Raw genomic sequence first — 24378 nt, 5'->3', positions numbered from 1 at the left:
TTTTGATCCAATTTTTAAAATCACTATATCTAAGTTCCAGAGTATTTTATATACTCACGCTAATATCAGTATTGTTTTTATTATCATACTGGTTTACTCCAATATATCCAATTGTCTGGTTATTGGTATGGGGATTAATAATTGTTTTTCTGTTTGATATTGTGGTTTTATATAATACTAGAAATGGAATTTATGCCAATAGGATTTTACCAAATAAATTTTCTAATAGTGATTTTAATGCTGTTCCCGTACGAATAAAAAGTAATTATAAATTTACGACCCATGTAGAGGTTATCGATGAGATCCCGGTGCAATTTCAAAAACGTGATTTCCTTAAAAAAGGAAGTATTTCTCCTAAGTCTATTTTAGATTTTGAATACTCATTACGCCCTGTAAAACGAGGAGAGTATGTTTTTGGAAACCTATATGTGTATGCCATGACCAGAATAGGTTTTGCAAAACGTCGTTATAGTTTTGATAAAGCTGCAATGGTAAAAGTATATCCTTCTTTTATCCAGATGAAAAAGTATGATTTTTTGGCTATTGATAATAAATTAACTCAAATTGGACTTAAAAAAATACGACGTATTGGGCATACGATGGAGTTTGAGCAAATCAAAGAATATGTAATCGGTGATGATGTTCGTACTATTAACTGGAAAGCTTCTGCAAAACACGGTAACTTAATGATTAATCAATTTCAGGATGAAAAATCTCAACCTATATATTCTATCATCGATGCTAGTCGTGTTATGAAAATGCCCTTTAAAGAATTAAGTCTTCTGGATTATGCAGTTAATAGTACACTGGCTTTTTCTAATATTGCCTTAAAAAAACATGATAAAGTCGGGATGCTATCTTTTTCTAATACAGTAAATGATTTTTTGCCGTCTAGCGGAAAAAAAACATACATTAATACGATTTCTGAAACACTTTATAATGTTAAGACTCAATTTCTTGATTCTGATTATGGATTGCTATATACACATGTTAAACGACAAATAAACCACAGAAGTTTACTCTTATTATATACTAATTTTGAACATCTATCATCTTTAAAAAGGCAGCTTCCATATTTACGGGCTTTAGCCAAAAAACATGTATTGGTAGTGATCTTCTTTCAGAATACAGAACTTGATCATCTTATTCAACAAAATGCAGAAGATCTACAAACCATTTATGATCAAACTATTGCACAGCAATTTGCATATGACAAAAAAGTAATGGTAAAAGAGTTACAAAAACATGGGATACAAACGGTATTAACTACCCCAGAAAACCTTACTGTTAACACTATTAATAAATACCTTGAGATCAAAGCCAGGGGGTTATTATAATTTTAGAAACATATCTTCTCTACAAAATGTAATATTTTTATATTAATTTTTGATCAGATATTAGATACTAATAAAGAAGGATAACCTCTGAGTTAATCTATAAAAAACTATGACAGAATTTAACAGTTTAGACATATCAGATATTAATCAAATTAAAGAGAGAATTGCCCAAGGAATTGATATTAATATAACCGACTCCTATGGTGAAACTATGCTTCACAAGGCCGCTTATTATGAAGAAATAGATGTTGTAAAATTGCTTATTGAAGAAGGTATCAATATCAATGCAGTAAATAGTAATGGTGCAACCGCACTAATAAAAGCTTCAGACAGAAGTGAAGAAATTAGTCAATATCTAATTGAAAACGGTGCCGATGTTACTCGTAAAGAAGGAAAAGAGTATGATGGATGCTCTGCACTTCACTATGCTGCTCGTAAAGGGTTGCGTAATTTGGTTAAACTACTACTATTAAATGGTGCAAAAGTAGATGAGTTTAGTAACAATAAAGAAACACCTTTTAATGAAGCTATTCATTTTAATCAAATAGAATGTGCTGATATTTTATTAGCAAATGGTGCTAACATCGATAATAGATATGATAGTATGTATCATAAAGATATTGGATCTTTACATTTTGCAATTAATGGCGGGTATGTTTATAGTAAAAATCTGGCAAAATACCTTATAACGAATAATGCAGATGTAATGCTAAAGAATGGCGAAGGAATATCTGTTCTGCATCTTGCTGCACAAGATCAAAATAATGTTTTAACAATCCAATTGCTGAATGCGACTCCCAATATTAATGCTGTCGATGCAAATGGTAAAACCATAATGCATCATGCCGCATTTAACCGAAATATCTCGGTTTTAAAAAAAGTACTCAAAACAAAAGAGATCGATCTAAATATAAAAGATAATGATGGTCATCCTCCTCTATATTATGCAGAAAACGAGAAAAATGCTGCACTTATTATTGCAGCTGGTGCTATTTATGATGATAGTAAAAAAGCATCAGAACTTTTTATGAATCTATATAGTGAATACCTTAACAAAGAAATTATTACTAAAGAATTAATGAAAATTAAATAAGAAATTTATTTCTTTCTCAAATAGAATATATTTGAACCATATACTCCTATAATACACATTAAAAATTTCAAGGTTAATACCAAAACAGTACTCTTAATCAATACAAAAAAAGCTTCTTTAATTAGAATTTGTTTACTACTTATGCAACTACAAAATTACTATTTGCTGTTTTCTATTTTTATAGAATATTCATACCACTAAGAGATATACATTCTTTGTAGCAATCTTAGAAAAAAAACTATATTTACCATGTGAGCAACACTATTTCACTTATTAAATCATACATAATAAAAATGATGATTTTTTGTTTTAGAGATTAAGAAGAAGATACATTTTGATCAAAAATTAAGTTAGTTAAATAGTATGACTTCAAAAATTTAAAAGAAACTTATTAGAATTAACTCATCTAAAAAAACACAAACATGACAATTAAAAAATCAATGATTACAGCTGTTTTGGCTTTAGCAACTTTAGGGGCTTGTACAGAGAAAAAAGAAAAAAAAGAGGAAAATACAGATCCTGCTAAAGTAGAAGCTACTCAAGAATCAACAACAGAGGTTGACGAAGCTGAAAAAGCAAGATTAGATAGTATCCGACAAGTAAAAGAACACGGACACGCACATTAATCTATATTGCAAAATGTTAAAAAACACCAAAACATTCTTTATATTTCTAATCCTTATGCTAGTTTCAATAACCGCAAACGCTACGCATGGTGTTGATGATGAGACGCAGTCTTTCTTATTAGGAAATAAAGGAATTGCTTTTGGTCCGTTTTTATATATCGGTGCAAAACATATGATAACAGGATATGACCACCTACTTTTTCTGGTAGGGGTCATTTTCTTTTTATATAGAACAAAAGAAATACTATTATATGTAAGTTTTTTTACAATCGGTCATAGTTTTACCCTATTACTTGGTGTAATGGCAGATATTAATGTAAATGCATTTTTAATAGACGCCATTATCGCATTATCGATTGTATATAAAGGATTTGATAACCTAGGAGGATTTAAACAATTTTTCAAGAAACAACCCAATACCAAAATAGCGGTATTAATTTTTGGATTATTTCATGGTTTTGGATTAGCGACCAAATTACAAGAATTTAATTTTGATAAAGAAGGGCTTTTTGTAAATCTAATCGGTTTTAATATAGGTGTAGAAATAGGACAGTTTTTAGCCTTAGGATTAGTTCTTATACTTTTAGGAGTTTGGAGAAGGTATAATAGTTACGTTAAATTCTCTAACCTTACCAATATAATTCTTATGGCTGCAGGCTTTTTGTTGTTTGGATTTCAAATGACAGGATATTTCATGACATAACTCTAAATTATGACGACAAGCAATACCCAAATAATGAATAAAAAACAACTTATAAAATCAATTTTTATAGCCTTATTTATTGGTTTTGTTGTACTTATAACTGCAGTTTTGCCTGCAGAATACAATATAGACCCACTAGGTACAGGAAAGTTTTTTGGTTTTAGTCGATTGTATGTAAACGATACTGAAAAAATAAAGACAATCGATACAGAACCAGTATCTCAATTAAATTTCGAGAAACTGAAATTAGAAAAATTAGGTTCTGCGCCAAACGTACCTAAACCCATAGAAGCAAACAATCCACCAGCATCAGAACAATTTACAGAGCAAAATGATACTATTAATGTTACTGTTCCTGCAGGAAAAGGTATAGAATACAAGTTTAAAGCATTAAAGTATGGAAGTATAAAATATGAGTGGAGTACTACTAATGATGCTATTGTTTATATTGATTTTCATGGAGAAGTAAAACAAGAAAGCCCTCCCGAAAATGTATTTTATGAGAGTTATACTTTGGCATATTCTAACAATATGGCAGGAACATTTACGGCTCCTTTTGAAGGTAAACACGGTTGGTATTTCAGAAACAACAACAAAGAAGACATTACCATAACAATACGATTAAAAGGGCAATACAAACTATTTAATAAGTAAAACTGCATATAAATTTCGGGTTCCTAACTACCAGCTTCAACCCACAAAGTATATAACTTTACAGCTCTTTATCCCACATAGTTATTTTAAAACTACATTTCATCCTATAAAAATGACAACTGAGAAATTTCTTATTGTACTCAAATAAAGATTTATAGACTTTTGACTCATCAAAACAAATAACTATAAAACTTTATCATATGAAAACTCTAGCATTATTAGCAGCGCTTTTAGTTTCTAACTTTCTTCTTCACGCTCAAGAAAAAACTAAAGGAGTAACCATTACAGTAACCGTTCCCAATATAACAAGTTCTCAAGGAGAAGTTATTTTCGGGCTTTATGATGAAAATACTTTTATGAAAGCTGCCCCAATCAAAGGTGAAAAAAGTACAATTGTAGATGGTGTAGCAAAAATTACTTTTTCTAATGTTCCCGAAGGAGTATTTGCCATTACATGTTTTCATGATGTGAATGGAAATAATCGAATGGATTTTGAACCTGGCGGAATGCCAAAAGAAGATTATGGTGTGTCTAACAATAATATGAGCTATGGACCACCTATGTGGAGTGAAGCAAAATTTGAAGTGACTTCAGAAAACCTAGAACTAGAAATCAAAATGTAATTAAACATCTATATTCATCAATCAACATCTGACCAACCGGTAAATCAAAAAAGGAACTGTATATAAAATGCAGTTCCTTTTTTTCATTTTAAAAACAATAGATAAAATAAATTTTTAATAATTATTTAATAAATAATATCAATAGCTTTTATATTTTTGTTCCCCAAAACACAGGCCATGACCATAACACAATTAAAATATGTTTTAGCGGTAGCAGAACACAAAAACTTTACGAAGGCTGCAGAAAAAACTTTTGTGACACAACCTACACTAAGTATGCAAATTCAAAAGCTTGAAGAAGAGTTAGATATTCTCATCTTTGATCGTAGTAAAAAACCTATTGAACTTACAGAAGTTGGTAACAAGCTTGTTCAACAAGCAAAAAATATTGTAAATGAAAGTGAACGAATTCAGGATATTGTAGATCAACAAAAGGGTTTCATTGGTGGTGAATTCAAATTAGGGGTTATTCCTACTGTAATGCCTACTCTTTTGCCTATGTTTTTAAACAATTTTATAAAAAAATATCCAAAGGTAAAATTAAAAATAGAGGAGTTACATACAGAAGCTATAATTGAGCGTCTTCTTGATGGTCATCTGGATGCTGCTATTGCGGCAACTCCTTTAGAAAACGAAAACATAAAAGAACGTGTTTTATACTACGAACCATTTGTAGGATATATTCCTTCTACTCATAGACTTAATCAGAAGAAAAAAATTGATATTACTGATCTTGATATCGATGATATGCTTCTTCTTGAGGACGGTCATTGTTTTAGAGATGGGATTATTAACCTCTGTAAGACCAAGAAAAGTTATGAGGAGGATCATTTTCAATTAGAAAGTGGAAGTTTTGAGACACTTGTAAAGCTGGCAAATGAAGGTTTGGGAATGACACTTCTACCCTATTTACATACCTTAGATATAAAAAATGATGAAAAAAGTAATCTTCACTACTTTAATGAGCCTTCTCCTGCACGAGAAGTGAGTTTAATTTTTAATAAAAGTGAACTAAAAATGCAAATTATTGATGCTTTGCATTCTACTATTGCTGGTGTTGTAAAAGGAGCTATTACTTTTCAAAACGTAAAAATCATTAGCCCTATGGCAAAAATAAAAAGCGACTAGAAAGTCGCTTTTTTTTTATGATTTTAAATAGATTAAACAAGATTGTAATTCTGGTTGTTTCACTGTTAATGATTGAATCCAGATTTTTAATTCTTCAATCTCGTGAGGAAGTAGTCTGTTTAGTGCTTTTAAAACTTCCTTAGTAAAAAGATTAACATCAAAACTTACTTTTTTAAGCACAGTTTTTGTGTAATCAAACATTGCTCTAGCCATAAATTAATAGGGGTTTAAAAAATGTTAGGTTTAAACAAGTAATTGTAGGAATAATCTTATAGTTTTTAAAGTTGTTCTAGCTAATATATGTAAATAAAACTAAAAAAACAGTCTTTTGGCGCTTATTTAACACTGTTAAAAACTGTTATCGCCATCTAAAAGATCTCCTAAACCACCTAGAATACTACCTTCGCCTTTACTTTTCCCTCCTCCTCTGGGGGCCAATGCCAATACTCTATTAGCAAGTCTGCTAAATGGTAAAGATTGTATATACACAACTCCTGGACCAGTTAATGTAGCAAAAAACAATCCTTCTCCTCCAAAAATAGTATTCTTAATCCCACCTACAAATTCTATATCATATTGTACTCCCTTAGAAAATCCAATAATACAACCTGTATCTACTTTTAGTTTTTCGCCAGACTGTAGTTCTTTTCTAGATGTAGTCCCACCTGCATGAACAAAGGCCATACCATCGCCCTCTAATTTTTGCATAATAAAACCTTCGCCACCAAATAGTCCTCTACCTAATTTTCTAGAAAACTCTATTCCGACAGAAACTCCTTTGGCCGCACATAAAAATGCATCTTTTTGACAAATAAATTTCCCTCCATAATTAGTTAGATCTACAGGTATAATCTTTCCCGGATATGGAGAAGCAAAACTTACTTTCTTTTTCCCCCCTACCTGATTATAAAAAGCCGTCATAAACAAGCTTTCCCCTGTTAGCAATCGTTTACCAGCTCCAAATATTTTGCCTAGAACTCCAGTATCTTTTGCAGAGCCATCACCAAAAATCGTGTCCATCTTTATGCCATCATCCATCATCATAAAACTTCCTGCTTCTGCAATCACCCCCTCTTGTGGATCTAACTCTATCTCTACATATTGCATTTCTTCACCAATAATTTCGTAGTCGATTTCGTGTGCTGTCATATTTTTTTAATGTTTATAGTATATTGATTAATGAATAGTTTCTATATAAGTAAACGAATTTCATAAAGTGTTACAGTCTACTTATTTTTTTCGCTGTACTATTTTACTTTTCATTCTTCACTTTAACTGTCCATTCAAAATTAAATGTAGAAACTTCAATCCCATCTTGATTTGTTCCTATTGATTTCATCCATACCGTTTGTCCTTCACCGGTTTCAATAGTTTTTCTAATTGCATCAGCTACCAAATCTCCTTCTGTACACACAAAAGTAATTCTACCAACAGCCTTTTTGGTATATGTTGCATTATTGCTTGCCACCAGCATTGATATCTTTTTTCCACTGTCTCTTATATACCCTGTTACCAAGGCCCCAGTAGTTAATTCTGCCGCCATTCCCTGAACTGCCCAAAACATAGATTTAAAAGGATTTTGGTTTATCCATCGATGTTTTACACTAACAGTACAGCTTGTTCTATCTATATTTTTAACCCTTACACCACATAGCCAGGCAGAGGGTAACTTAAATAGTAAGAATGCATTAAGTTTTCTAGGAGTAATATCCATGAGTTTTATTTTTAGTTCTCACAATATAGGCAAAAGAAATAGTCAAGAAAAGGGCTTTAAATCTTAAATTTATGTTAAAATATGGTACTATGTTTTGCATAATACCTTTTTTTAACCATATATTTGCATAAGAAACTATTATATACTTTTACAATGTCAATCAAAAATCACAAAAATATCGCAACGTTTATGCATTTAGGTGCATTCTCAAAATACTTTATTCCTTTTGGGAATTACATAGTTCCGATACTACTATGGACTACCAATAAGGATAAATCAGATTTTATAGATGATCATGGTAAGGAAGCCATCAATTTTCAATTAAGTATTCTATTATATACTGTAATACTGGGAATATTTTCTTTTCCGTTTTTTATCTTTCATGTCTTTGGAGATGCAACAATTACAGATTTGTTTCATTTTAATGATATATCAATCAACTTTTCTGATGCAGGAGGATTTAGAACTCTTATAGGAGCATCATTTATTGGGATTATAGCACTAATCGGTTTTTTTCTGGAAATAATTTTTGTTATCACTGCCGCTTTAAAAGCGAATAAAGGCGAAAGTTACAGATACCCATTATCTATACGATTTATAAAATAATATAATGAAACAAATAATTAACATAAAATATATTTTGATAACCGCTCTTGCTGTTCTGTTGTCCTTCTTTTTTCATGAATTGGCACATTTACTTACAGGAAAGTTATTAGGATATCCAATGAAGATGACACTTAATTCGGCTTTCTTAGCAGAAGGAGAATATACATCAGTATGGCACGAATATTTGGTAAGCGCAGCAGGACCTATTTTTACTATACTAACAGCATTTGTGTTTTTTTATGTGATCAGAAATACAAAAAACACATATTGGTATCCATTTTTATTCTTTGCATTTTCATTCAGGTTAATGGCCATGATTGTATCAATTTTTAACCCTAATGATGAAGCCAGAATAAGCCAATGGCTTGGACTCGGGCAATGGATATTACCGTTAATTGTATGTTTCACTTTATTTTTTCTTGTTATAAAAACGTCAAAAGAACAGGGATATAGTCTAAAATTTAACCTAATCAATTATATTTTGACCTCTGTTTTTATTGCCGGTGTAGTGCTCTCTGATCAATATTTTTTAAAATAATCATCAATCATCAAATACCAAACATCAATCAAAAAATGAACAGTTTAACTTTTAAAAATTAGTTTTATGAAGATCGAAAACACAAAAGCGCAAATGCGCAAAGGTGTTCTGGAATATTGCATACTTTCTATCCTTAAGGACGATGATGCCTATGTAGCTGAAATTTTAGAGACCCTTAAAGACGCAAAGATGCTTGTGGTAGAAGGCACGATATATCCCCTATTAACTAGACTCAAAAACGCTGGATTACTGAGTTATCGCTGGGAAGAATCTACATCAGGGCCACCACGAAAATATTACGGACTCACAGAAACAGGAAAATTGTTTCTTAGCGAATTAAATACCACTTGGGACGAATTACGGAATGCTGTAAATCTGGTAACCAAACAAAAAAAGAAGTAAAATGAATAAGACAGTTAATATAAATTTAGCAGGCATATTTTTTCATATAGACGAAAACGCTTACTTAAAACTGCAACGCTATCTCAGCGCTATAAAACGCTCATTTACCGATTCGCAAGGGAGAGATGAGATTATATCTGATATAGAAGCCAGAATAGCAGAATTGTTCAGTGAAAAAATAAAGGATGAACGACAGGTTATCGGAAACAAAGAAGTAGAAGAAGTAATTGCTGTAATGGGGCAACCAGAAGATTATAGATTAGATGAAGAAATCTTTGAGGATGAACCAAACACATCATATCAAAAAACGAAAACATCAAGACAGTTATTTAGAGATACTACAAGCTCTTATGTTGGAGGAGTAAGCTCTGGCTTAAGTCACTATCTGGGGATTGAACCAATTTGGATTAGATTAGCCTGGGTATTGTTTACTATTTTTTCTAGTGGAGCTTTTGTTCTAATCTATATCGCATTTTGGATTTTTGTACCAGAAGCAAAAACAACAGCTGATTTTTTGGCAATGAAAGGTGAAGCTGTTAATATCAGTAACATCGAAAAGAAAATTAAAGAAGGGTTTGATGGTGTAGCCGATACTGTAAAAAATGTAGATTATCAAAAATATAGTAGCAAGGTAAAAAGCAGTTCTACTACTTTTTTTGAAGCTTTAGGTGATGTATTACTATTCTTCTTAAAGATTTTTGTGAAATTTATAGGTGTGATTCTTATTATAGTGGCCGGAGTTACTCTTATTAGTTTATTTGTTGGTCTGTTTACCATAGGAACATTTGGATTTATGGATGCTCCCTGGGTAGAATATATTGAAGTAGGCAGTCACCCCGAAGTTCCACTATGGCTAGTATCATTAGTAACATTTTTTGCGGTAGGAATACCTTTTTTCTTCCTGTTTATTCTTGGTCTAAAAATTCTGATAAAAAACCTAAAATCTATCGGAACACCAGCCAAATTAGGTTTATTAGGAGTATGGATATTTTCTCTTATCGGATTAGGTATTCTTGGAGTTAGACAAGCTACACTCGAAGCTTATGATGCAGAAGTGATTATGGAACAAAAAGTACTTCCTATCACAAGCAACGATACGCTAACCATAAAAATGGAAGGAAATAACAGATATACCAAACATCTATATCATAGAAATGATTATAAAATAAAAAGAGATGAACAAGGAAATCGAGTAATCGTTATCCAGGATATAGAAATATATTTAAAAGCTTCAAAAAGAGATTCGACAGTACGAATTACCATAGAAAAAAATGCAGAAGGAAGATCATATGAAGAAGCTTCAAAAAGAGCCAAAGAACTTAAATACGGATATGAAGTACATGGTAATACACTCTTATTAGATGGATACGCAATTACTGATTATGCTAACAAATACAGAGATCAGGAAATAAAAGTAACCCTAACATTACCAGAAGGAATTACCGTATATGCAAATGATAACACTTCTGGATTTAATAACTCATGGAAATACGATGATTATATCTCTATTGATGGTAAAGAAGGAGAATACATCAAATTAGTTGATGGAAAATTCGAATGTGAAGAATGCCCAGAAGACGAGAACGATTGGGAATATAACGAATGGGATGATGATGATGGAGTAAACATAAATATAAATTCTGAAGATAAAGACTTTAAACTAAAAATAGGAGAAGACGGGGTAGAATTAAATAATGAACCCGTAAAAGTAAAAATAGACGAGAACGGAATAGAAATAAAAACCGAAAATTAAATCAATCTGCTTCTGGCAGACTAATCAAAAAACGAACAGTTAAACATATCAAAACAAACAATTATGACTACACTAGCCAAAATTATCATAACCTTTTGCTTATCAGCTTTATGCTGCTCTTGTAATGTTGTCTTTAACGGGGTTAAAGGCCAGGGAGAAGTAATTAGAAAAGAAAGAACCATCAACGAAGACTTTAACGCAATAAAAGCAAGTAGAGGTTTAGATGTTATTCTGGTAGACGATTCTGATCAAAAAGTAATCGTAGAAGCCAATAAAAACTTACACGATCATATCGAAGTATATGTAGAAGGCAATACGCTATACGTTACTTCTGATGAAAACATATACTTTGCTGACGAAAAAAATGTATTTGTGTCCTATGACAAGATCAATAAAGTTCATGTTAATAGTGGTGCGAGTGTCTCTTCTAGTGAACCTGTAGTTCAAAAAGAACTTGATCTTAGTGCTACTAGTGGTGCAGATATTAAATTGAAAGTAAAAGCAGAAACAATAACGACTTCTGTTACCAGTGGAGCCATGATGAATTTAACCGGAAAAGTAAACAATCATAAAGCAAATGCTACCAGTGGTGCAGATATTCGAGCAGAAGATTTGTTAAGTTTAGTATCCGAAGCAAAAGCAACAAGTGGTGCTTCTATTAAAATCCACGCAAAAAATGAGTTTACCGGGAAAGCAACAAGTGGTGCAGATGTTGTTTACTACGGAAATCCAGAAAAAGTATCTGAAACAGATAACTCTGGTGGAGATGTTAGAGGCCATTAAGAGCTAACAACCCAATCAATAATCAACCAAAACTAAGCTGTCTGAGAAAGCACACTAACCAACCAATGCTTTCCAGGCAGTTTTTTTATGTCCCCCCTGTTTCTTTTAAATCTAGTTAAAAATACTTCCTCTCTTCTTATAGAGTATAAAAATACAAGAAAGTGTCCTGATTTTTTGAAAATCAAAAAATCAGGACACTTCATAATTTGACAGTATTAAGTTTACATCCAGTATTAACAAACTTAAAAATCACAAAAATGAAGCATTTAAATGTTACAAAAATCATACTTATTGTATGTTTCACACTTGTTATTGTTTCCTGTCAAGAAGATATGGATATCCAAGAGGATACTATAACAAATGAAATCTCGGAAATTGAAGAAACTGATTTGGCAACCTTCAATTTTTCTAACGGAATTAGTTTGACCATGAGTAAAGGATATGAAGAATCAGAACCTTATATATCTGGTCTAGAATCTGGTACTAATGACACAAAGATGTTTATTGATTTTAAAAATAACTCTATGCTCAAGGTGTACTTATCCCTTACTCCAGAAGGCACTCCTGTACCTAAAGCTTTACTAGATTTTGCAAGTTCTGATGAAAAAACAAAGTTATCAAGCAATAGACCAGTAGTAGAAAAATTAAATCACTCGGTTTTTTCTATTGCAAAATTCCCTACAAAGTTAATGACTACAACAAATCTTAATATAGAAACCAAAGCTTTCTGTGATAGTCATCAAGGGGCAGAGCAATGTTATAATAGTAAATTTGGCAGTAAACGTTATCAATCCTCTGCTACGTGGAAATATATACAAATGTATACTTCGGTTTTTCATGATAGTAATGGGAGTATAACTGCTCACCTTACCTATGGTAAAAATAAGACTAAACAAAAGGAGCATACTATACAACCGGGATGGTGGGCAAGAAAAACAACAAATAGTAGCTGGGCAAGAAGAAGAGGTTCATATCGCTTCGCTCCTTTTGGAGAACATTGGAAAGGGTATACCGATGTTCATAATTAATCATTTTTTGGTAAAAACATTAGATATTTTAAAAGGTTGCTATATAGCAACCTTTTTTTAGTAATAATAAAATATTTCATGCGCATATAATACCATTTACAGTCCCTCGATAAGTTTTATACCAAAGAATGACGCTCTATTATTTTTAATCTGAAATAATTTAAACCACTTCTCTATTTATATTTGTAACAAGTTTTATACAAAACTATACTTAAAGGCAAAAAAAACTGTTTATTAGTATATAAATTTCACACAAGTATGAGAGCACTATTGTTAGTATTGGCACTTCTGGTATTGGGAAACACCTATGGACAAAAAGAAAAAATTAAAGGCAACAAAATTGTTAGTACAGAACAACTAGACGTTGAAGACTTCCATACCATAGAAATTCATGAAGGTTTCGAAGTTACATTAGACGAGGGTAGTGATAATCAAGTAAAGATCGAAGCAGATAGCAATCTACAAGAAGTTATACAAGTAGAAGTTTTAGATAGTGTTTTAACAATCAAGTCTGATCGGGATATGCGACGTGCAAAAGCATTAAATCTTGATATTTCTTATGCTTCAGAATTAAAGAAAATTATACTATATGACAAGGTAAATGTTAGATCATTGTCTCCAATAAATACTACTAAACTTATCGTAAATGCAAATGATAATGCCGAAGTATTTCTTACCGCAGATGCCAATCAAGTAGATTGCATAACCAATGGAAAATCGATAGTAGAGTTACATGTTACAGCTCAGGAAGTTACTTATCAAATAAATGAAAGTTCAGAAATAAAAGGAATTATTACAACCGATAGTCTTAAAGTAGATTTATACCAAAAAGGATATGCCAAACTTGAAGGCGAAGTAAAATCAATGCTAGTTAGAGCAGATAGTGACACTGATTTTTATGGTGAAAAATTGAGTGTTGCCAAAACTACACTAATCGCAGAAGGTGCTAGTGATTGTTATATTTTGACCAATGAAGAAATTAGTATTGAAGCTAAAGATAAGACTGAAATTTACCTGCTTGGTGAACCAAAGGTAATTATGGACACCTTTGCCAATGAAGCTATTTTGTACAAGAAAAATATAGACTACGTTCCTAGTAGGTTTAAGATAAATTAAAAAAGAATGTCTCGCTAAGCGAGACATTCTTTTTTAATGCTATATGCTTTTTCGACTTAAGTCGAAACTTCATTATTTGTTTCTACTGTTGCCAGATATCGCTCTGCATCTAATGCTGCCATACATCCTGTTCCTGCAGCAGTAACAGCTTGTCTATATTCTTTATCCTGAACATCTCCTGAAGCAAATACTCCCGGAATATTAGTTTTTGTAGACTTTCCTTCGGTAATCAAATATCCTGTATCATCCATATCTAATTGTCCTTTAAAGATATCAGTATTTGGTTTATGACCAATAGCTATAAACAAACCGGTAATCTCAATTTCTTCTTTATCATTTGTCTGGTTATTTACCATTCGTAATCCTTCTACCACCTGATCTCCTAATACCTCATCAACTTCGGTATTATACATTACTTTAATATTTGATGTATTATTTACTCGATGTTGCATTGCTTTAGAAGCTCTCATATGATCTTTACGAACCAACATCGTTACATTAGAACATATATTAGCCAGATAGGTAGCTTCTTCTGCAGCGGTATCCCCTGCTCCTACAATCGCTACATCTTGCCCTTTGTAAAAGAATCCATCACAAACTGCGCAGGCAGAAACTCCACCACCACGTAATTTTTGTTCACTAGGTAGTCCCAGGTATTTTGCCGTAGCTCCTGTAGAAATAATAACCGTTTCTGCTTCAATCTGTGTTGAGTTATCTACAGTTACTTTATGAATTCCTCCTTCTGTAGTACTAAAATCAACAGCAGTTACCATCCCGATACGTACTTCTGTACCAAAACGCTCTGCTTGTTGTTGTAATTGTACCATCATCGTGGGACCATCTATTCCTTCTGGATATCCAGGGAAATTATCTACTTCTGTAGTAGTTGTTAATTGGCCACCTGGTTCCATACCGGTGTACATAATGGGTTTAAGATCTGCTCTTGCTGCATATATTGCCGCAGTATATCCTGCAGGACCCGAACCTATAATAAGACACTTTATTCTTTCTATTGTATCAGACATATTCTCATCATTTTATATGATGTAAAAGTAGCAATTTGATCATAAACCTTACAGTAAAGTTATTAAGAATTGTTATATCTATATAGACATCTTATATCTATACACTATATATTGAATTTACTACAGTTTTTAATTACAACTATTACTTTTACAATAGTATATCAACATAAAAAGCATCAATATTTTCATTGCAAATAACAAAGAGGCAGACTATTATTAAGTCTGCCTCTGGTTATCCATTTCAATCGCTCTAGAAAAAGTTTTATCTTCTAAAAACAAATTCAAATCAGGGTAGGATGATTACTTGTAAGGACAACAACAAGTATCTTTAATTTAACTTGAATTCGACATAAGAAAAAGCCTAATTTCAATACAATTTTTCTCCATGTCATCTCGAGCGAAGTCGAGAGGTCACTATAAAAAATCACTCAATTTGACGGCTTTTTAAAACTAAATCCTTACATCGAATTCAAGTTAATTTACATTTACAGTTGCACCACAGCTTTGGTTTGCTCCAACAATTAAGGTTCCATTACTTGCAGACGAATTTCCACTAAAACTATAATATTGATTTTTCTTACAATTAAAAGTACCTCTTCCATTTGCAGAAACTCTTGATCCATTTCTAGAGCCTTCTTCATAGATATAAATATCTTTTCCTGTATTATTATTAATAGTCACTCTACTCTCAAGATCACTTTGACTTGCCGATGCATTTCTTTCTTTAATACGCTTATACTCTGCAGAATTATACCAGTCATCTCTTTGCTTATTAATAGCTCCTATTATAAATTCTCTAATCTGATCTATATTTTCAATAAGTGCTGCGTTTTTAGGACTCTTTATCCATTTTGCATATACTTCTTGTTGTTTATTATATGCATTGTCTAAATATTCCTGAAGCACCTTATGTGGTTGCATTGCCTTCATTTTTTTAGGAGATTTCATCACTTCCTTCATCTTTTTTAAACCTCCCATTTTTTTTGCTTGAAATTCTAATACTGCTTCAAGTTTGTAATTATCCTTATCAACCCAATCTTCAATCATAAAGATTTTTCCATCAATAAAAACTATTCGATTTCCATCAGATAATCTATTAATTCTGGGAGAATACCCTATCTCTTTTTGCATTGCCGGGCTTCCTTCATAAACTTTTTGAACATAGGTTATCGGGAATGCTTCATTATCTGGTAAAAACATGGTTTCTTTATGATCATCAGGACGATCAGGATCTTCTCCAAATAACATATATATCTCTTTATGAACACCAGGTTGAATTGTATACTCTTTAAAATTGGTGATTTTATATAGTAATACATCCAAACCTCCTTCATAGGTACCACTGCTGCTTTGCTGTGTTAAATAAGCCGTGTAATTTCCTACTTGTATAGCTTCTAGTTGTTGGGTTTGATGTTTTATCTCTCCCTGTGCTTTTAGGGTATAGACAAAAAAGAACATACATAATCCTAAGAGTGTTATTTTTTTCATTTTAGTTTTCTTTATAGTAATTTATTGTATTCAAAATTATAAGGTAACATAGCAACACTATCCCAAATATTAGAATTTAGAATAGTGTCTGGTTTATCTTTTTTTAATGATTATTAGAAATGACAATTTTACGAATACGGCTACTTCCATTATCGGTTACATAAAAAATTCCTGAACCTGCAAAAGCAATACCATAAGCCGAATTGAATGTTGCTGATGGTCCATTACCATCTGCAGAACCTGTAGCTCCATTACCTGCAATAGTAGTAACTACTTTGGCAGGTGTGATTTTACGAACTCTACGATTACCAAAATCTGTTACGTACAAATTGTCATTGGCATCTACAGTAATATCTCTAGGGTAGCTAAATCTTGCAGAAGTACCTGTATTATCAAGAAAACCTGCTGTACCATTCCCTACAATAGTAGCTACTACTCCTGCTGGAGTAATTTTACGAACGCGATGATTAGAGTTATCACATACGTATATATCTCCGTTACTGTTTACTGTTAATCCAGATGGATGATTAAACCTTGCATTAAGTCCTGTACCATCTGCAAAACCTACAGGTCCTCCTGCAAGATTTGTTACTACTCCCGTTGGAGTAACTTTACGAATACGATGATTCCCATAGTCTGAAACATAGACATTCCCTGAAGCATCAACTGCTACCCCTCTAGGACCATTAAATCTTGCTGCAGTACCTGTACCATTTGCTGATCCAGATGCCCCAGAACCTGCAAGTGTAGTTACTACTCCTGCAGGAGTAATTTTACGAATACGATTGTTATTAGAATCTGCTATATAAAGATTATCATTTGCATCTATAGCAATATCATATGGATAATTAAATTTTGCTGCAGTACCTGTACCATCAGCATATCCTGGAGAACCTCCTGCAAAGGTTGTAACTACTCCAGCTGGGGTAACTTTACGAATACTATGATTAGTTCCATCTGCAATAAAGAGATTACCATGGCTATCTACTGTACATCCTGAAGGAAGCGCAAATCTTGCTGCAGTACCCGTACCATCAACATACCCAGAAGAGTTTCCTGCAAAAGTACTCACTGTTACGGTACTTGTTTCTACTACATCCGTAACATTAATAGTAATCTGTGCAGATGCCGTAAGTATTCCATCACTTGCGGTAATGGTTACAACATGACTAGTTGTAGTTTCAAAATCTAACGACTCTCCTTGGGATAGTTTTATCTTATCATCTTCAATAATAAATGCCGTTGTAGGGTTATCTGGATTAGTAAGTGTATAAGTCAAATTATCGCCATCTGGATCAGTTGCTACAATAGTACCTATTACATCTGTTGCATTTATATTTTCTGCCACACTAAATGTTTGATCTGCAATAACAGGGGGCATATTTTCATCTACATCGATAACCGTAATTGTTATTTTTGCAGCTGCTTTGGCTTTACCATCGGTTACTTCTACAGTGATTTCGTGTGTAGTTTTGGTTTCAAAATCTAATGTTTTTCCTGTTACTAGGCTTAATGCTCCTGCTTTAGTGATTTCGAATAGATTATCGCTGTTTGCAGTAATGCTATAGCTTAGCTCCTCTTTATCTGCATCGGTAGCTTCTACAGTACCTAATACATCTGTATCTGTTACCGACTCTGAGGCATTAAAAGATTGTGCCTTGATCTCTGGGGCATTATTAACCGGTGTAATAGCAGGGGCATCATCTTTACTACAGGATAGTAGTAATATTGCTGTACATAGCAACAGTAGTTTTATAGTTTTCATAATATCATCTTATTTAAGCTAAATAGGGTTTGTTGTAAAACTTTTAGTACAGTAAACCCTATTTGGGTTATTATTTATTGAACAAATATTTTACGGATATAATCATTATTATAATCGGTAACAAAAATGGTTCCCGAACCATCTATACACAGGTTGATAGATTCATTGAATTGGGCAACTGCAGCATTACCATTAACTAAGCCCATAGTACCAGAACCCGCATAGGTAGACACGACTCCTGCTGGAGTAATTTTACGAATACGATGATTATCTTTGTCTGCTACATATATATTACCATTGGTATCTCGGGTAACTCCATACGGAGAACTAAATTGAGCCACAGTACCAACACCATCTGCATATCCCTGCGTAGATCCTGCAAGAGTGAGTACAGATCCAGTATCGGTAATCTGGCGAATCACATGATTAGAAGCATCTGCTATATATAGGTTTGTGGATAGACCTATCACCACATCAATAGGTTCATTAAACTGAGCTGTTGTAGCACTACCATTAACCAAACCACTGGTACCAGTACCTGCATGAGTATATACTACACCAGCTGTATTAATATAGCGGATACTATGATTACCAGTATCTGCCACATATAGATCTCCGTTTGCACGTACATCTATCCCATACGGAGAATCAAACTGAGCCGCGGTACCTGTACCATTTACAAAACCGCTAATACCCGATCCTGCAATAGTAGATACTACTCCGGCAGGAGTAATTTTTCTAATTCGATGATTATTGGTATCTGCTACATAAATGTTTCCTGTGGCATCTATGGCCAAACCATTAGGGTTATCAAACTGAGCGGTTATACCGCTACCATCTGCAAACCCGGCAACTCCTGATCCTGCAATAGTCGTAGTTCCTCCAGAAGAAAGATATTTCAGAATACGGTGTTTTCTAGTGTCTGCTACATATATATTTCCCGAAGCATCTACCACTATTCCCGTTTGCAGTTTATTAAGAGCTAAAATGCTCCCTACATTTACATCAGAAACATTGGTCACGTTTATGGTTACTGTAACGGGGGTCGCGCTTAATGTTCCGTCACTTACATGAGCTTGGAATGAGTAACTTATTCTGGTTTCAAAATCTAAACTCCCTCCAGATTTTAGGCTTATTTCACCAGTATTCACATCAATTTCAAAATTATCACTGTGTACATTATTAGCCAACCTATAGTTAACCGTATCACCATCTTCGTCTGTCGCACTCAAAGTACCTATAACAACAGTTTCTGCTATATTTTCAGCAGCAGAAAATGTAGTAGAGCTATTCCCAAAAACAGGGGCTTCATTTACATTTGTAACCGTAATAGTAACCTGTGCAGATGTTGTAAATGTTCCATCATTTGCAATAACTGTTATCGTATGACTTGTAAGCGTTTCATAATCTAAAAATCCTGATTTTAGTTTGATTTCATTACCTACTATCTCAAACATGGCTAAACTCCCTATTGGGTTAGTAAGCGTGTAGGTAAGATCATCATTATTTGGATCGGTAGCAACTACGGTTCCCAGTATAGTATTTAATGCTGGATTTTCTGCTACACTAAACGTTTGGTTAGCAATAACAGGTGGCATGTTTTCATCTATATCAATAACAGTAATCGTTATTTTTGCAACCGCTTTGGCTTTACCATCGGTTACTTCTACCGTAATCTCATGAGTCGTTTTGGTTTCAAAATCCAATGTTTTTCCTGCTACCAGGCTTAGTGCTCCAGCTTTAGTAATTTCAAATAAGTCATCGCTATTTGCAGTAATACTATAGCTTAACTCCTCTTTGTCTACATCGGTAGCTTTTACGGTACCAAATACATCTGTATCTGTTGCTGACTCTGATACGTTAAAGGATTGCGCTTTAATTTCTGGTGCTGTATTGGCTGGCGGAGTTATTATCGTTGTTGCCTCATCATCTTTGCTACAACTATTAAGAAGTAATACTACTCCAATAGCAAAAAGCATGAAGATTTTGTTTCTATTTTTCATTTTGTTATAGTCTAAATTTTGGGTATATCATTGTCTTATTAAACATCAATCTACACCTCAAGTCCTGAAACTTGAGATGTGGATTGAATTCATATATTTTTTGGGTTTATTGAATGACAATCTTACGGAGGAAGTGATTGCGTTCATCAGCAACGTATACAGTTCCTGATCCATCAACAACTATTCCTGAAGGAAGATTAAATTGTGCTACTGTACCTATCCCATCGGCCCAACCTCTAATAGATCCTGCCAAAGTAGATACTACTCCAGCTGAAGTGATTTTACGAATACGATGATTTATCCTATCGGCCACATATAAATTACCTGATCCATCTATAGCTACTCCAGTAGGTTTAAAAAACCGGGCTGATGTACCCGTACCATCTGCATACCCATCATTAGATCCTGCTATTGTAGATACTACTCCGGATGGAGTAATTTTACGGATGCGACTATTACTTTCATCGGCTACATATATATTTCCTGAACTATCTACAGCCAACCCTGCAGGATTATCAAATCGAGCCGTAGTACCTGTCCCATCAGCAAAACCTTCATTTAATCCTGCAAAAGTTGAGACTACTCCTGTTGGAGTAATTTTACGAATACTATGATTAGACCAATCCGACACAAAAATGTTCCCTGATCCATCAACAACTATTCCCGTAGGGTGATTAAATCGAGCTGCAGTCCCTGTACCATTTGCATATCCCTGAGTAGACCCAGCCAAAGTAGTTACTACTCCTCCCGGAGTAATCTTGCGAATACGATAATTGTTTCGATCGGTTACGTATACATTACCCCCTCCGTCTACTGCTACTCCGTAAGGAAAATTAAAGCGAGCTGCAGTTCCTGTACCATCCGCATATCCCTGAGAACCTCCTGCAAGAATAGTTACCGTACCATTTGTATTGACCTTACGAATACGATGATTAGCATAATCCGCTACATATATATTTCCAGACCCATCTATAGCAATTCCAATTGGAGTATTATAAAATTGAGGAACACCTCCGTTAGGTAATGCTCCTACAGTAGTTACACTTACATCAGTTACATCGGTTACATTAATTTGCACTCCATGCTGCAAGGCAGTAAGGTTTCCATCGGTTGCTTGCACTGTTATGGTATGACTGGTTTGGTTTTCATAATCTAGAAACTTCCCTGTTGATAAACTAATTTCTCCAGCACTGTTGATCTCAAAAAGACTGCCTGGGTTATTATTAAGCGTATAAATTAGATTATCCCCTTCAGGATCTATAGCCGTTACCGTAGCAATAATAACCGTATCATCAATATCTTCTGGTTGACTAAAAGTATAATTCCGATCCGGGAATGTTGGCGCTTCATTTACATCTGTAACATTAATAGTAATCTGAGCAGATGCCGTAAGTGTACCATCATCTACAGTAACAGTAACATTATGTTTTGTAAAATCTTCATAATTTAAAACACCTGATTTTAGCTTGATCTCATTACCTGTAATTTCAAATATGGCTACTGTACCAATAGAGTTAGTAAGTGTATACGTTAGCGTATCACCATTGGGATCTGTAGCAACTACGGTTCCAAGTACAGTACTTGATGTTGGATTTTCTGCTACACTAAACGTTTGATCCACAATAACGGGTGGCATGTTTTCATCTACATCGATAACAGCAATCGTTATTTTTGCAGCTGCTTTAGCTTCACCATCGGTTACTTCTACAGTGATCTCATGAGAAGCTTTGGTTTCAAAATCTAATGTTTTTCCTGCTATCAGGCTTAGTGCTCCTGCTTTAGTGATTTCGAATAGATCATCACTGTTTGCAATAATGCTATAGCTTAACTCGTCTTTGTCTGCATCGGTAGCTTTTACGGTACCAAATACATCTGCATCTGCTGCCGATTCTGATACGTTAAAAGACTGCGCCGTAATTTCTGGTGCTTTATTAACCAGAGTGGTCGTTGCATCATCATCTTTACTACATGATAGTGCCAGTATTGCTACAAAAAGCAACAGTAGTTTTATTGTTTTCATACTCTGTTTTTAATTATTTGAAAAAGGTTCTATTTTACGAACACTGTGATTTGATTCATCTGTGACATAAAAAACTCCAGATCCATTCACTGTAATCCCAGCGGGTTGTCTGAATCGCGCTGTTGCTCCGGTACCATTTACAAATCCAAAATCATTTGACCCTGCAAGAATACTTACAACACCTGTAGATGTAATCTTGCGGATACAGTGATTACTCCTATCGGTTACATATAGATTTCCTGAATTATCAATAGTTATACCTTCTGGGGTATTAAACCTCGCTTGCGTACCTGTACCGTCTGCAAAACCTTGATTAGTTCCTGCAAACGTAGTAACTACACCTGCTGGAGTGATTTTACGAATACGGTGATTAAAGCCATCTGTTACATATACGTTATCATTATTATCTACTGCAACATCATGTGGAGCTTTAAACATCGCTGCAGTACCTGTGCCATCTGCAAAGCCACGAGAGCTTCCTGCAAGTGTAGTCACTACACCAGCGGGAGTAATTTTACGAATACGGTTGTTTCCATAGTCTGCTACATAAACATTGCCATTACTATCTACATCCAACCCATAAGGTTCATTAAACTGTGCAACGGTACTCGTACCATCTGCAGAACCTACAACACCAGAACCTGCTAGCGTAGTGACTACACCTGCTGGAGTTATTTTACGAATACGGTGATTAAAGTAATCTCCTACATATATGTTATCATTTGCATCTATTGCTATACCGTATGGAGCGCGAAACTTTGCTGCGGCACCAGTACCATCTGCATACCCATAAGTACTTCCTGCAAAAGTACTCACTACCCCTGCAGGGGTAATTTTGCGAATAACATTATTGTTTCGATCTACTATGTAGATATTACCATTACTATCAACATCTACCCCTATTGGAGTCGAAAACTGTGCTGATGTACCTGTACCGTTTGTAAAACCAAGTGTGCCATTACCAGCTAGAGTACGTACTCGAAATCCTTCACTCCCTGCTTCTAAAACATCTGTTACATTAATGAGTATTTGAGCAGAACTTTCTCCTCCATTTCCATCAGAAACTGTTATGGTAATTGAATGGTTAGTATTTGATTCGTAATCCAAAACCTTATTAGGGGCAAGACTTAGTATCCCATCTCCTGTAATTTCAAATAAGTTATTATCATTACTTTCAACTCTATAGGTTAATGTATCCCCTTCCGGATCTGTTGCGGTTACGACATCAATAACAGTATTTGTAATATCTTCGGCTACTGTAAATGTTTGATCATCAATCACTGGTGGTTGATTTTCGTTTACATCTGTCACGGTAATCGTTATTTTTGCAGCTGCTTTGGCTTTACCATCGGTTACTTCTACAGTAATCTCATAAGTTGTTTTGGTTTCAAAATCCAATGTTTTGCCTGCTGCCAAACTTAATGCTCCTGCTTTTGTGATCTCGAATAGGTTATCACTGTTTGCAGTAATGCTATAGCTTAATGCATCTTTGTCTGCATCGGTTGCTTTTACGGTACCAAATACATCTGTATCTGTTGCTGATTCTGATACGGTAAAGGATTGCGCCTTGATCTCTGGGGCTTTATTAACTGGTGGTGCAGCATCATCATCTTTACTACAAGATAGTGCTAGTATTACTATACCTAGCAAAAGTAATTTAATTGTTTTCATAGTACAGTTTCTCATTATTATGGGTTACTTTTTTTGATTTTTGTTTTCGATGTATACTTGAGAGTGTTAGAAAAGGAAGGGATTCCTTCTAATTGTTTTTTAAGAATGTTTTGTCTCCAAATAGTTACCAATTACTAAAACAGCGATATAGCTATGTTTTGGTTTAGAAAAATGCAATACATTCTGATATAAATATTTAAATAGGAGTAGTTGTTTTACCATATTTTAATTTTTTGAATTACTAATCATTGGCAAGAATACAGACAACTATGCAGAAGCAAACAAATGAGTTTGTGAAACGC

23 protein-coding genes are annotated in these 24378 nt (G+C 33.8%); 14 read left to right on the top strand and 9 right to left on the bottom strand.

All coding sequences use genetic code 11. From position 1 onward, the window contains the following. Window positions 1-5 precede the first annotated feature (5 nt). The 7 genes from NNH57_RS02150 (at window position 6) to NNH57_RS02120 (ending at window position 6164) form a co-directional block, all read left to right on the top strand. Complete coding sequence (locus tag NNH57_RS02150) at window positions 6-1337, top strand: DUF58 domain-containing protein (protein WP_108808777.1); 1332 nt, start codon at window positions 6-8, stop codon at window positions 1335-1337. 109 nt (window positions 1338-1446) lie between these two features. Continuing rightward, a complete protein-coding gene (locus NNH57_RS02145; protein ID WP_108808586.1) occupies window positions 1447-2430 on the top strand; it encodes an ankyrin repeat domain-containing protein in 984 nt (327 codons plus the stop codon). A gap of 422 nt (window positions 2431-2852) precedes the next feature. Continuing rightward, window positions 2853-3056, top strand: a complete 204-nt coding sequence (locus tag NNH57_RS02140; protein ID WP_074407841.1) for a hypothetical protein — start codon at window positions 2853-2855, stop codon at window positions 3054-3056. 55 nt (window positions 3057-3111) lie between these two features. Beyond that, entirely contained in the window at window positions 3112-3759 is a 648-nt protein-coding gene (locus NNH57_RS02135; protein WP_234423407.1) for a HupE/UreJ family protein, read from the top strand. 33 nt (window positions 3760-3792) lie between these two features. Then, window positions 3793-4413 carry a hypothetical protein gene (locus NNH57_RS02130; protein ID WP_243721276.1) on the top strand — a complete coding sequence of 207 codons (621 nt, stop codon included), beginning with the start codon at window positions 3793-3795 and terminating at the stop codon, window positions 4411-4413. A gap of 200 nt (window positions 4414-4613) precedes the next feature. Then, the gene (locus NNH57_RS02125; protein ID WP_108808584.1) at window positions 4614-5036 is read left to right on the top strand and encodes a DUF2141 domain-containing protein; all 423 of its coding nucleotides are present in this window, start codon (window positions 4614-4616) and stop codon (window positions 5034-5036) included. A 177-nt stretch (window positions 5037-5213) separates the two neighbouring features. Then, window positions 5214-6164, top strand: coding sequence for a LysR substrate-binding domain-containing protein (locus NNH57_RS02120; protein WP_074407845.1), 951 nt, complete (start codon window positions 5214-5216; stop codon window positions 6162-6164). A 15-nt stretch (window positions 6165-6179) separates the two neighbouring features. On the opposite strand, the gene NNH57_RS02115 is transcribed toward NNH57_RS02120, so the two are convergent. The 3 genes from NNH57_RS02115 to NNH57_RS02105 all read right to left on the bottom strand — a co-directional run bounded on the left by NNH57_RS02115 (window position 6180) and on the right by NNH57_RS02105 (window position 7878). Then, on the bottom strand, window positions 6180-6377 hold the full coding sequence (locus NNH57_RS02115) for a hypothetical protein (RefSeq protein ID WP_025664664.1): 198 nt from the start codon (window positions 6375-6377) through the stop codon (window positions 6180-6182). Between the two features lie 135 nt (window positions 6378-6512). Next, window positions 6513-7313 (bottom strand): TIGR00266 family protein, encoded by an 801-nt coding sequence (locus NNH57_RS02110; protein ID WP_074407846.1) that lies wholly within the window; start codon window positions 7311-7313, stop codon window positions 6513-6515. 103 nt (window positions 7314-7416) lie between these two features. Beyond that, entirely contained in the window at window positions 7417-7878 is a 462-nt protein-coding gene (locus NNH57_RS02105; protein ID WP_024770271.1) for a DUF4442 domain-containing protein, read from the bottom strand. Between the two features lie 153 nt (window positions 7879-8031). Here NNH57_RS02105 and NNH57_RS02100 point away from each other — a divergent pair, with 153 nt between their 5' ends. From NNH57_RS02100 to NNH57_RS02070, 7 genes are all read left to right on the top strand, one after another. Next, on the top strand, window positions 8032-8484 hold the full coding sequence (locus NNH57_RS02100) for a DUF4870 domain-containing protein (protein ID WP_074407847.1): 453 nt from the start codon (window positions 8032-8034) through the stop codon (window positions 8482-8484). A gap of 4 nt (window positions 8485-8488) precedes the next feature. Further along, window positions 8489-9022, top strand: a complete 534-nt coding sequence (locus tag NNH57_RS02095) for a zinc metalloprotease (RefSeq protein ID WP_074407848.1) — start codon at window positions 8489-8491, stop codon at window positions 9020-9022. 66 nt (window positions 9023-9088) lie between these two features. Next, window positions 9089-9424, top strand: coding sequence for a PadR family transcriptional regulator (locus tag NNH57_RS02090; RefSeq protein WP_025664659.1), 336 nt, complete (start codon window positions 9089-9091; stop codon window positions 9422-9424). A 1-nt stretch (window position 9425) separates the two neighbouring features. Beyond that, a complete protein-coding gene (locus NNH57_RS02085; RefSeq protein WP_074407849.1) occupies window positions 9426-11177 on the top strand; it encodes a PspC domain-containing protein in 1752 nt (583 codons plus the stop codon). A gap of 63 nt (window positions 11178-11240) precedes the next feature. Next, window positions 11241-11960, top strand: a complete 720-nt coding sequence (locus NNH57_RS02080) for a head GIN domain-containing protein (RefSeq protein WP_074407850.1) — start codon at window positions 11241-11243, stop codon at window positions 11958-11960. 257 nt (window positions 11961-12217) lie between these two features. Then, window positions 12218-12988, top strand: coding sequence for a hypothetical protein (locus tag NNH57_RS02075; RefSeq protein WP_132066068.1), 771 nt, complete (start codon window positions 12218-12220; stop codon window positions 12986-12988). A gap of 258 nt (window positions 12989-13246) precedes the next feature. After that, window positions 13247-14104 carry a GIN domain-containing protein gene (locus NNH57_RS02070; RefSeq protein WP_108808583.1) on the top strand — a complete coding sequence of 286 codons (858 nt, stop codon included), beginning with the start codon at window positions 13247-13249 and terminating at the stop codon, window positions 14102-14104. A gap of 56 nt (window positions 14105-14160) precedes the next feature. Here the strand turns inward: NNH57_RS02070 and trxB are convergent, their stop codons facing one another. The 6 genes from trxB to NNH57_RS02040 all read right to left on the bottom strand — a co-directional run bounded on the left by trxB (window position 14161) and on the right by NNH57_RS02040 (window position 24076). Then, a complete protein-coding gene (trxB, locus tag NNH57_RS02065) occupies window positions 14161-15129 on the bottom strand; it encodes a thioredoxin-disulfide reductase (RefSeq protein ID WP_074407853.1) in 969 nt (322 codons plus the stop codon). Between the two features lie 474 nt (window positions 15130-15603). Beyond that, window positions 15604-16617 (bottom strand): hypothetical protein, encoded by a 1014-nt coding sequence (locus NNH57_RS02060; protein WP_108808582.1) that lies wholly within the window; start codon window positions 16615-16617, stop codon window positions 15604-15606. 103 nt (window positions 16618-16720) lie between these two features. Then, window positions 16721-18382: a cadherin domain-containing protein gene (locus NNH57_RS02055; protein ID WP_082994860.1), complete on the bottom strand. Its 1662-nt coding sequence runs from the start codon at window positions 18380-18382 to the stop codon at window positions 16721-16723. Between the two features lie 74 nt (window positions 18383-18456). After that, window positions 18457-20385 (bottom strand): cadherin domain-containing protein, encoded by a 1929-nt coding sequence (locus tag NNH57_RS02050; protein ID WP_074407855.1) that lies wholly within the window; start codon window positions 20383-20385, stop codon window positions 18457-18459. A gap of 106 nt (window positions 20386-20491) precedes the next feature. After that, window positions 20492-22405: an NHL domain-containing protein gene (locus tag NNH57_RS02045; RefSeq protein WP_082994861.1), complete on the bottom strand. Its 1914-nt coding sequence runs from the start codon at window positions 22403-22405 to the stop codon at window positions 20492-20494. 9 nt (window positions 22406-22414) lie between these two features. Continuing rightward, complete coding sequence (locus NNH57_RS02040) at window positions 22415-24076, bottom strand: cadherin domain-containing protein (RefSeq protein WP_159099281.1); 1662 nt, start codon at window positions 24074-24076, stop codon at window positions 22415-22417. Between the last annotated feature and the right edge of the window lie 302 nt (window positions 24077-24378).

It is taken from the genome of Aquimarina spinulae (assembly GCF_943373825.1).
Taxonomy (GTDB): domain Bacteria; phylum Bacteroidota; class Bacteroidia; order Flavobacteriales; family Flavobacteriaceae; genus Aquimarina; species Aquimarina spinulae.
This window is presented reverse-complemented; position numbering and strand designations above follow the sequence as displayed.

Excerpts from the sequence above, each read along its gene's own strand:
- NNH57_RS02145 (WP_108808586.1), top strand. The coding sequence starts at position 1,447 with ATGACAGAATTTAACAGTTTAGACATATCAGATATTAATCAAATTAAA.
- NNH57_RS02140 (WP_074407841.1), top strand. The coding sequence starts at position 2,853 with ATGACAATTAAAAAATCAATGATTACAGCTGTTTTGGCTTTAGCAACT.
- NNH57_RS02135 (WP_234423407.1), top strand. The coding sequence starts at position 3,112 with ATGCTAGTTTCAATAACCGCAAACGCTACGCATGGTGTTGATGATGAG.
- NNH57_RS02130 (WP_243721276.1), top strand. The coding sequence starts at position 3,793 with ATGAATAAAAAACAACTTATAAAATCAATTTTTATAGCCTTATTTATT.
- NNH57_RS02125 (WP_108808584.1), top strand. The coding sequence starts at position 4,614 with ATGAAAACTCTAGCATTATTAGCAGCGCTTTTAGTTTCTAACTTTCTT.
- NNH57_RS02120 (WP_074407845.1), top strand. The coding sequence starts at position 5,214 with ATGACCATAACACAATTAAAATATGTTTTAGCGGTAGCAGAACACAAA.
- NNH57_RS02115 (WP_025664664.1), bottom strand. The coding sequence starts at position 6,377 with ATGGCTAGAGCAATGTTTGATTACACAAAAACTGTGCTTAAAAAAGTA.
- NNH57_RS02110 (WP_074407846.1), bottom strand. The coding sequence starts at position 7,313 with ATGACAGCACACGAAATCGACTACGAAATTATTGGTGAAGAAATGCAA.
- NNH57_RS02105 (WP_024770271.1), bottom strand. The coding sequence starts at position 7,878 with ATGGATATTACTCCTAGAAAACTTAATGCATTCTTACTATTTAAGTTA.
- NNH57_RS02100 (WP_074407847.1), top strand. The coding sequence starts at position 8,032 with ATGTCAATCAAAAATCACAAAAATATCGCAACGTTTATGCATTTAGGT.
- NNH57_RS02095 (WP_074407848.1), top strand. The coding sequence starts at position 8,489 with ATGAAACAAATAATTAACATAAAATATATTTTGATAACCGCTCTTGCT.
- NNH57_RS02090 (WP_025664659.1), top strand. The coding sequence starts at position 9,089 with ATGAAGATCGAAAACACAAAAGCGCAAATGCGCAAAGGTGTTCTGGAA.
- NNH57_RS02085 (WP_074407849.1), top strand. The coding sequence starts at position 9,426 with ATGAATAAGACAGTTAATATAAATTTAGCAGGCATATTTTTTCATATA.
- NNH57_RS02080 (WP_074407850.1), top strand. The coding sequence starts at position 11,241 with ATGACTACACTAGCCAAAATTATCATAACCTTTTGCTTATCAGCTTTA.
- NNH57_RS02075 (WP_132066068.1), top strand. The coding sequence starts at position 12,218 with ATGAAGCATTTAAATGTTACAAAAATCATACTTATTGTATGTTTCACA.
- NNH57_RS02070 (WP_108808583.1), top strand. The coding sequence starts at position 13,247 with ATGAGAGCACTATTGTTAGTATTGGCACTTCTGGTATTGGGAAACACC.
- trxB (WP_074407853.1), bottom strand. The coding sequence starts at position 15,129 with ATGTCTGATACAATAGAAAGAATAAAGTGTCTTATTATAGGTTCGGGT.
- NNH57_RS02060 (WP_108808582.1), bottom strand. The coding sequence starts at position 16,617 with ATGAAAAAAATAACACTCTTAGGATTATGTATGTTCTTTTTTGTCTAT.
- NNH57_RS02055 (WP_082994860.1), bottom strand. The coding sequence starts at position 18,382 with ATGAAAACTATAAAACTACTGTTGCTATGTACAGCAATATTACTACTA.
- NNH57_RS02050 (WP_074407855.1), bottom strand. The coding sequence starts at position 20,385 with ATGAAAAATAGAAACAAAATCTTCATGCTTTTTGCTATTGGAGTAGTA.
- NNH57_RS02045 (WP_082994861.1), bottom strand. The coding sequence starts at position 22,405 with ATGAAAACAATAAAACTACTGTTGCTTTTTGTAGCAATACTGGCACTA.
- NNH57_RS02040 (WP_159099281.1), bottom strand. The coding sequence starts at position 24,076 with ATGAAAACAATTAAATTACTTTTGCTAGGTATAGTAATACTAGCACTA.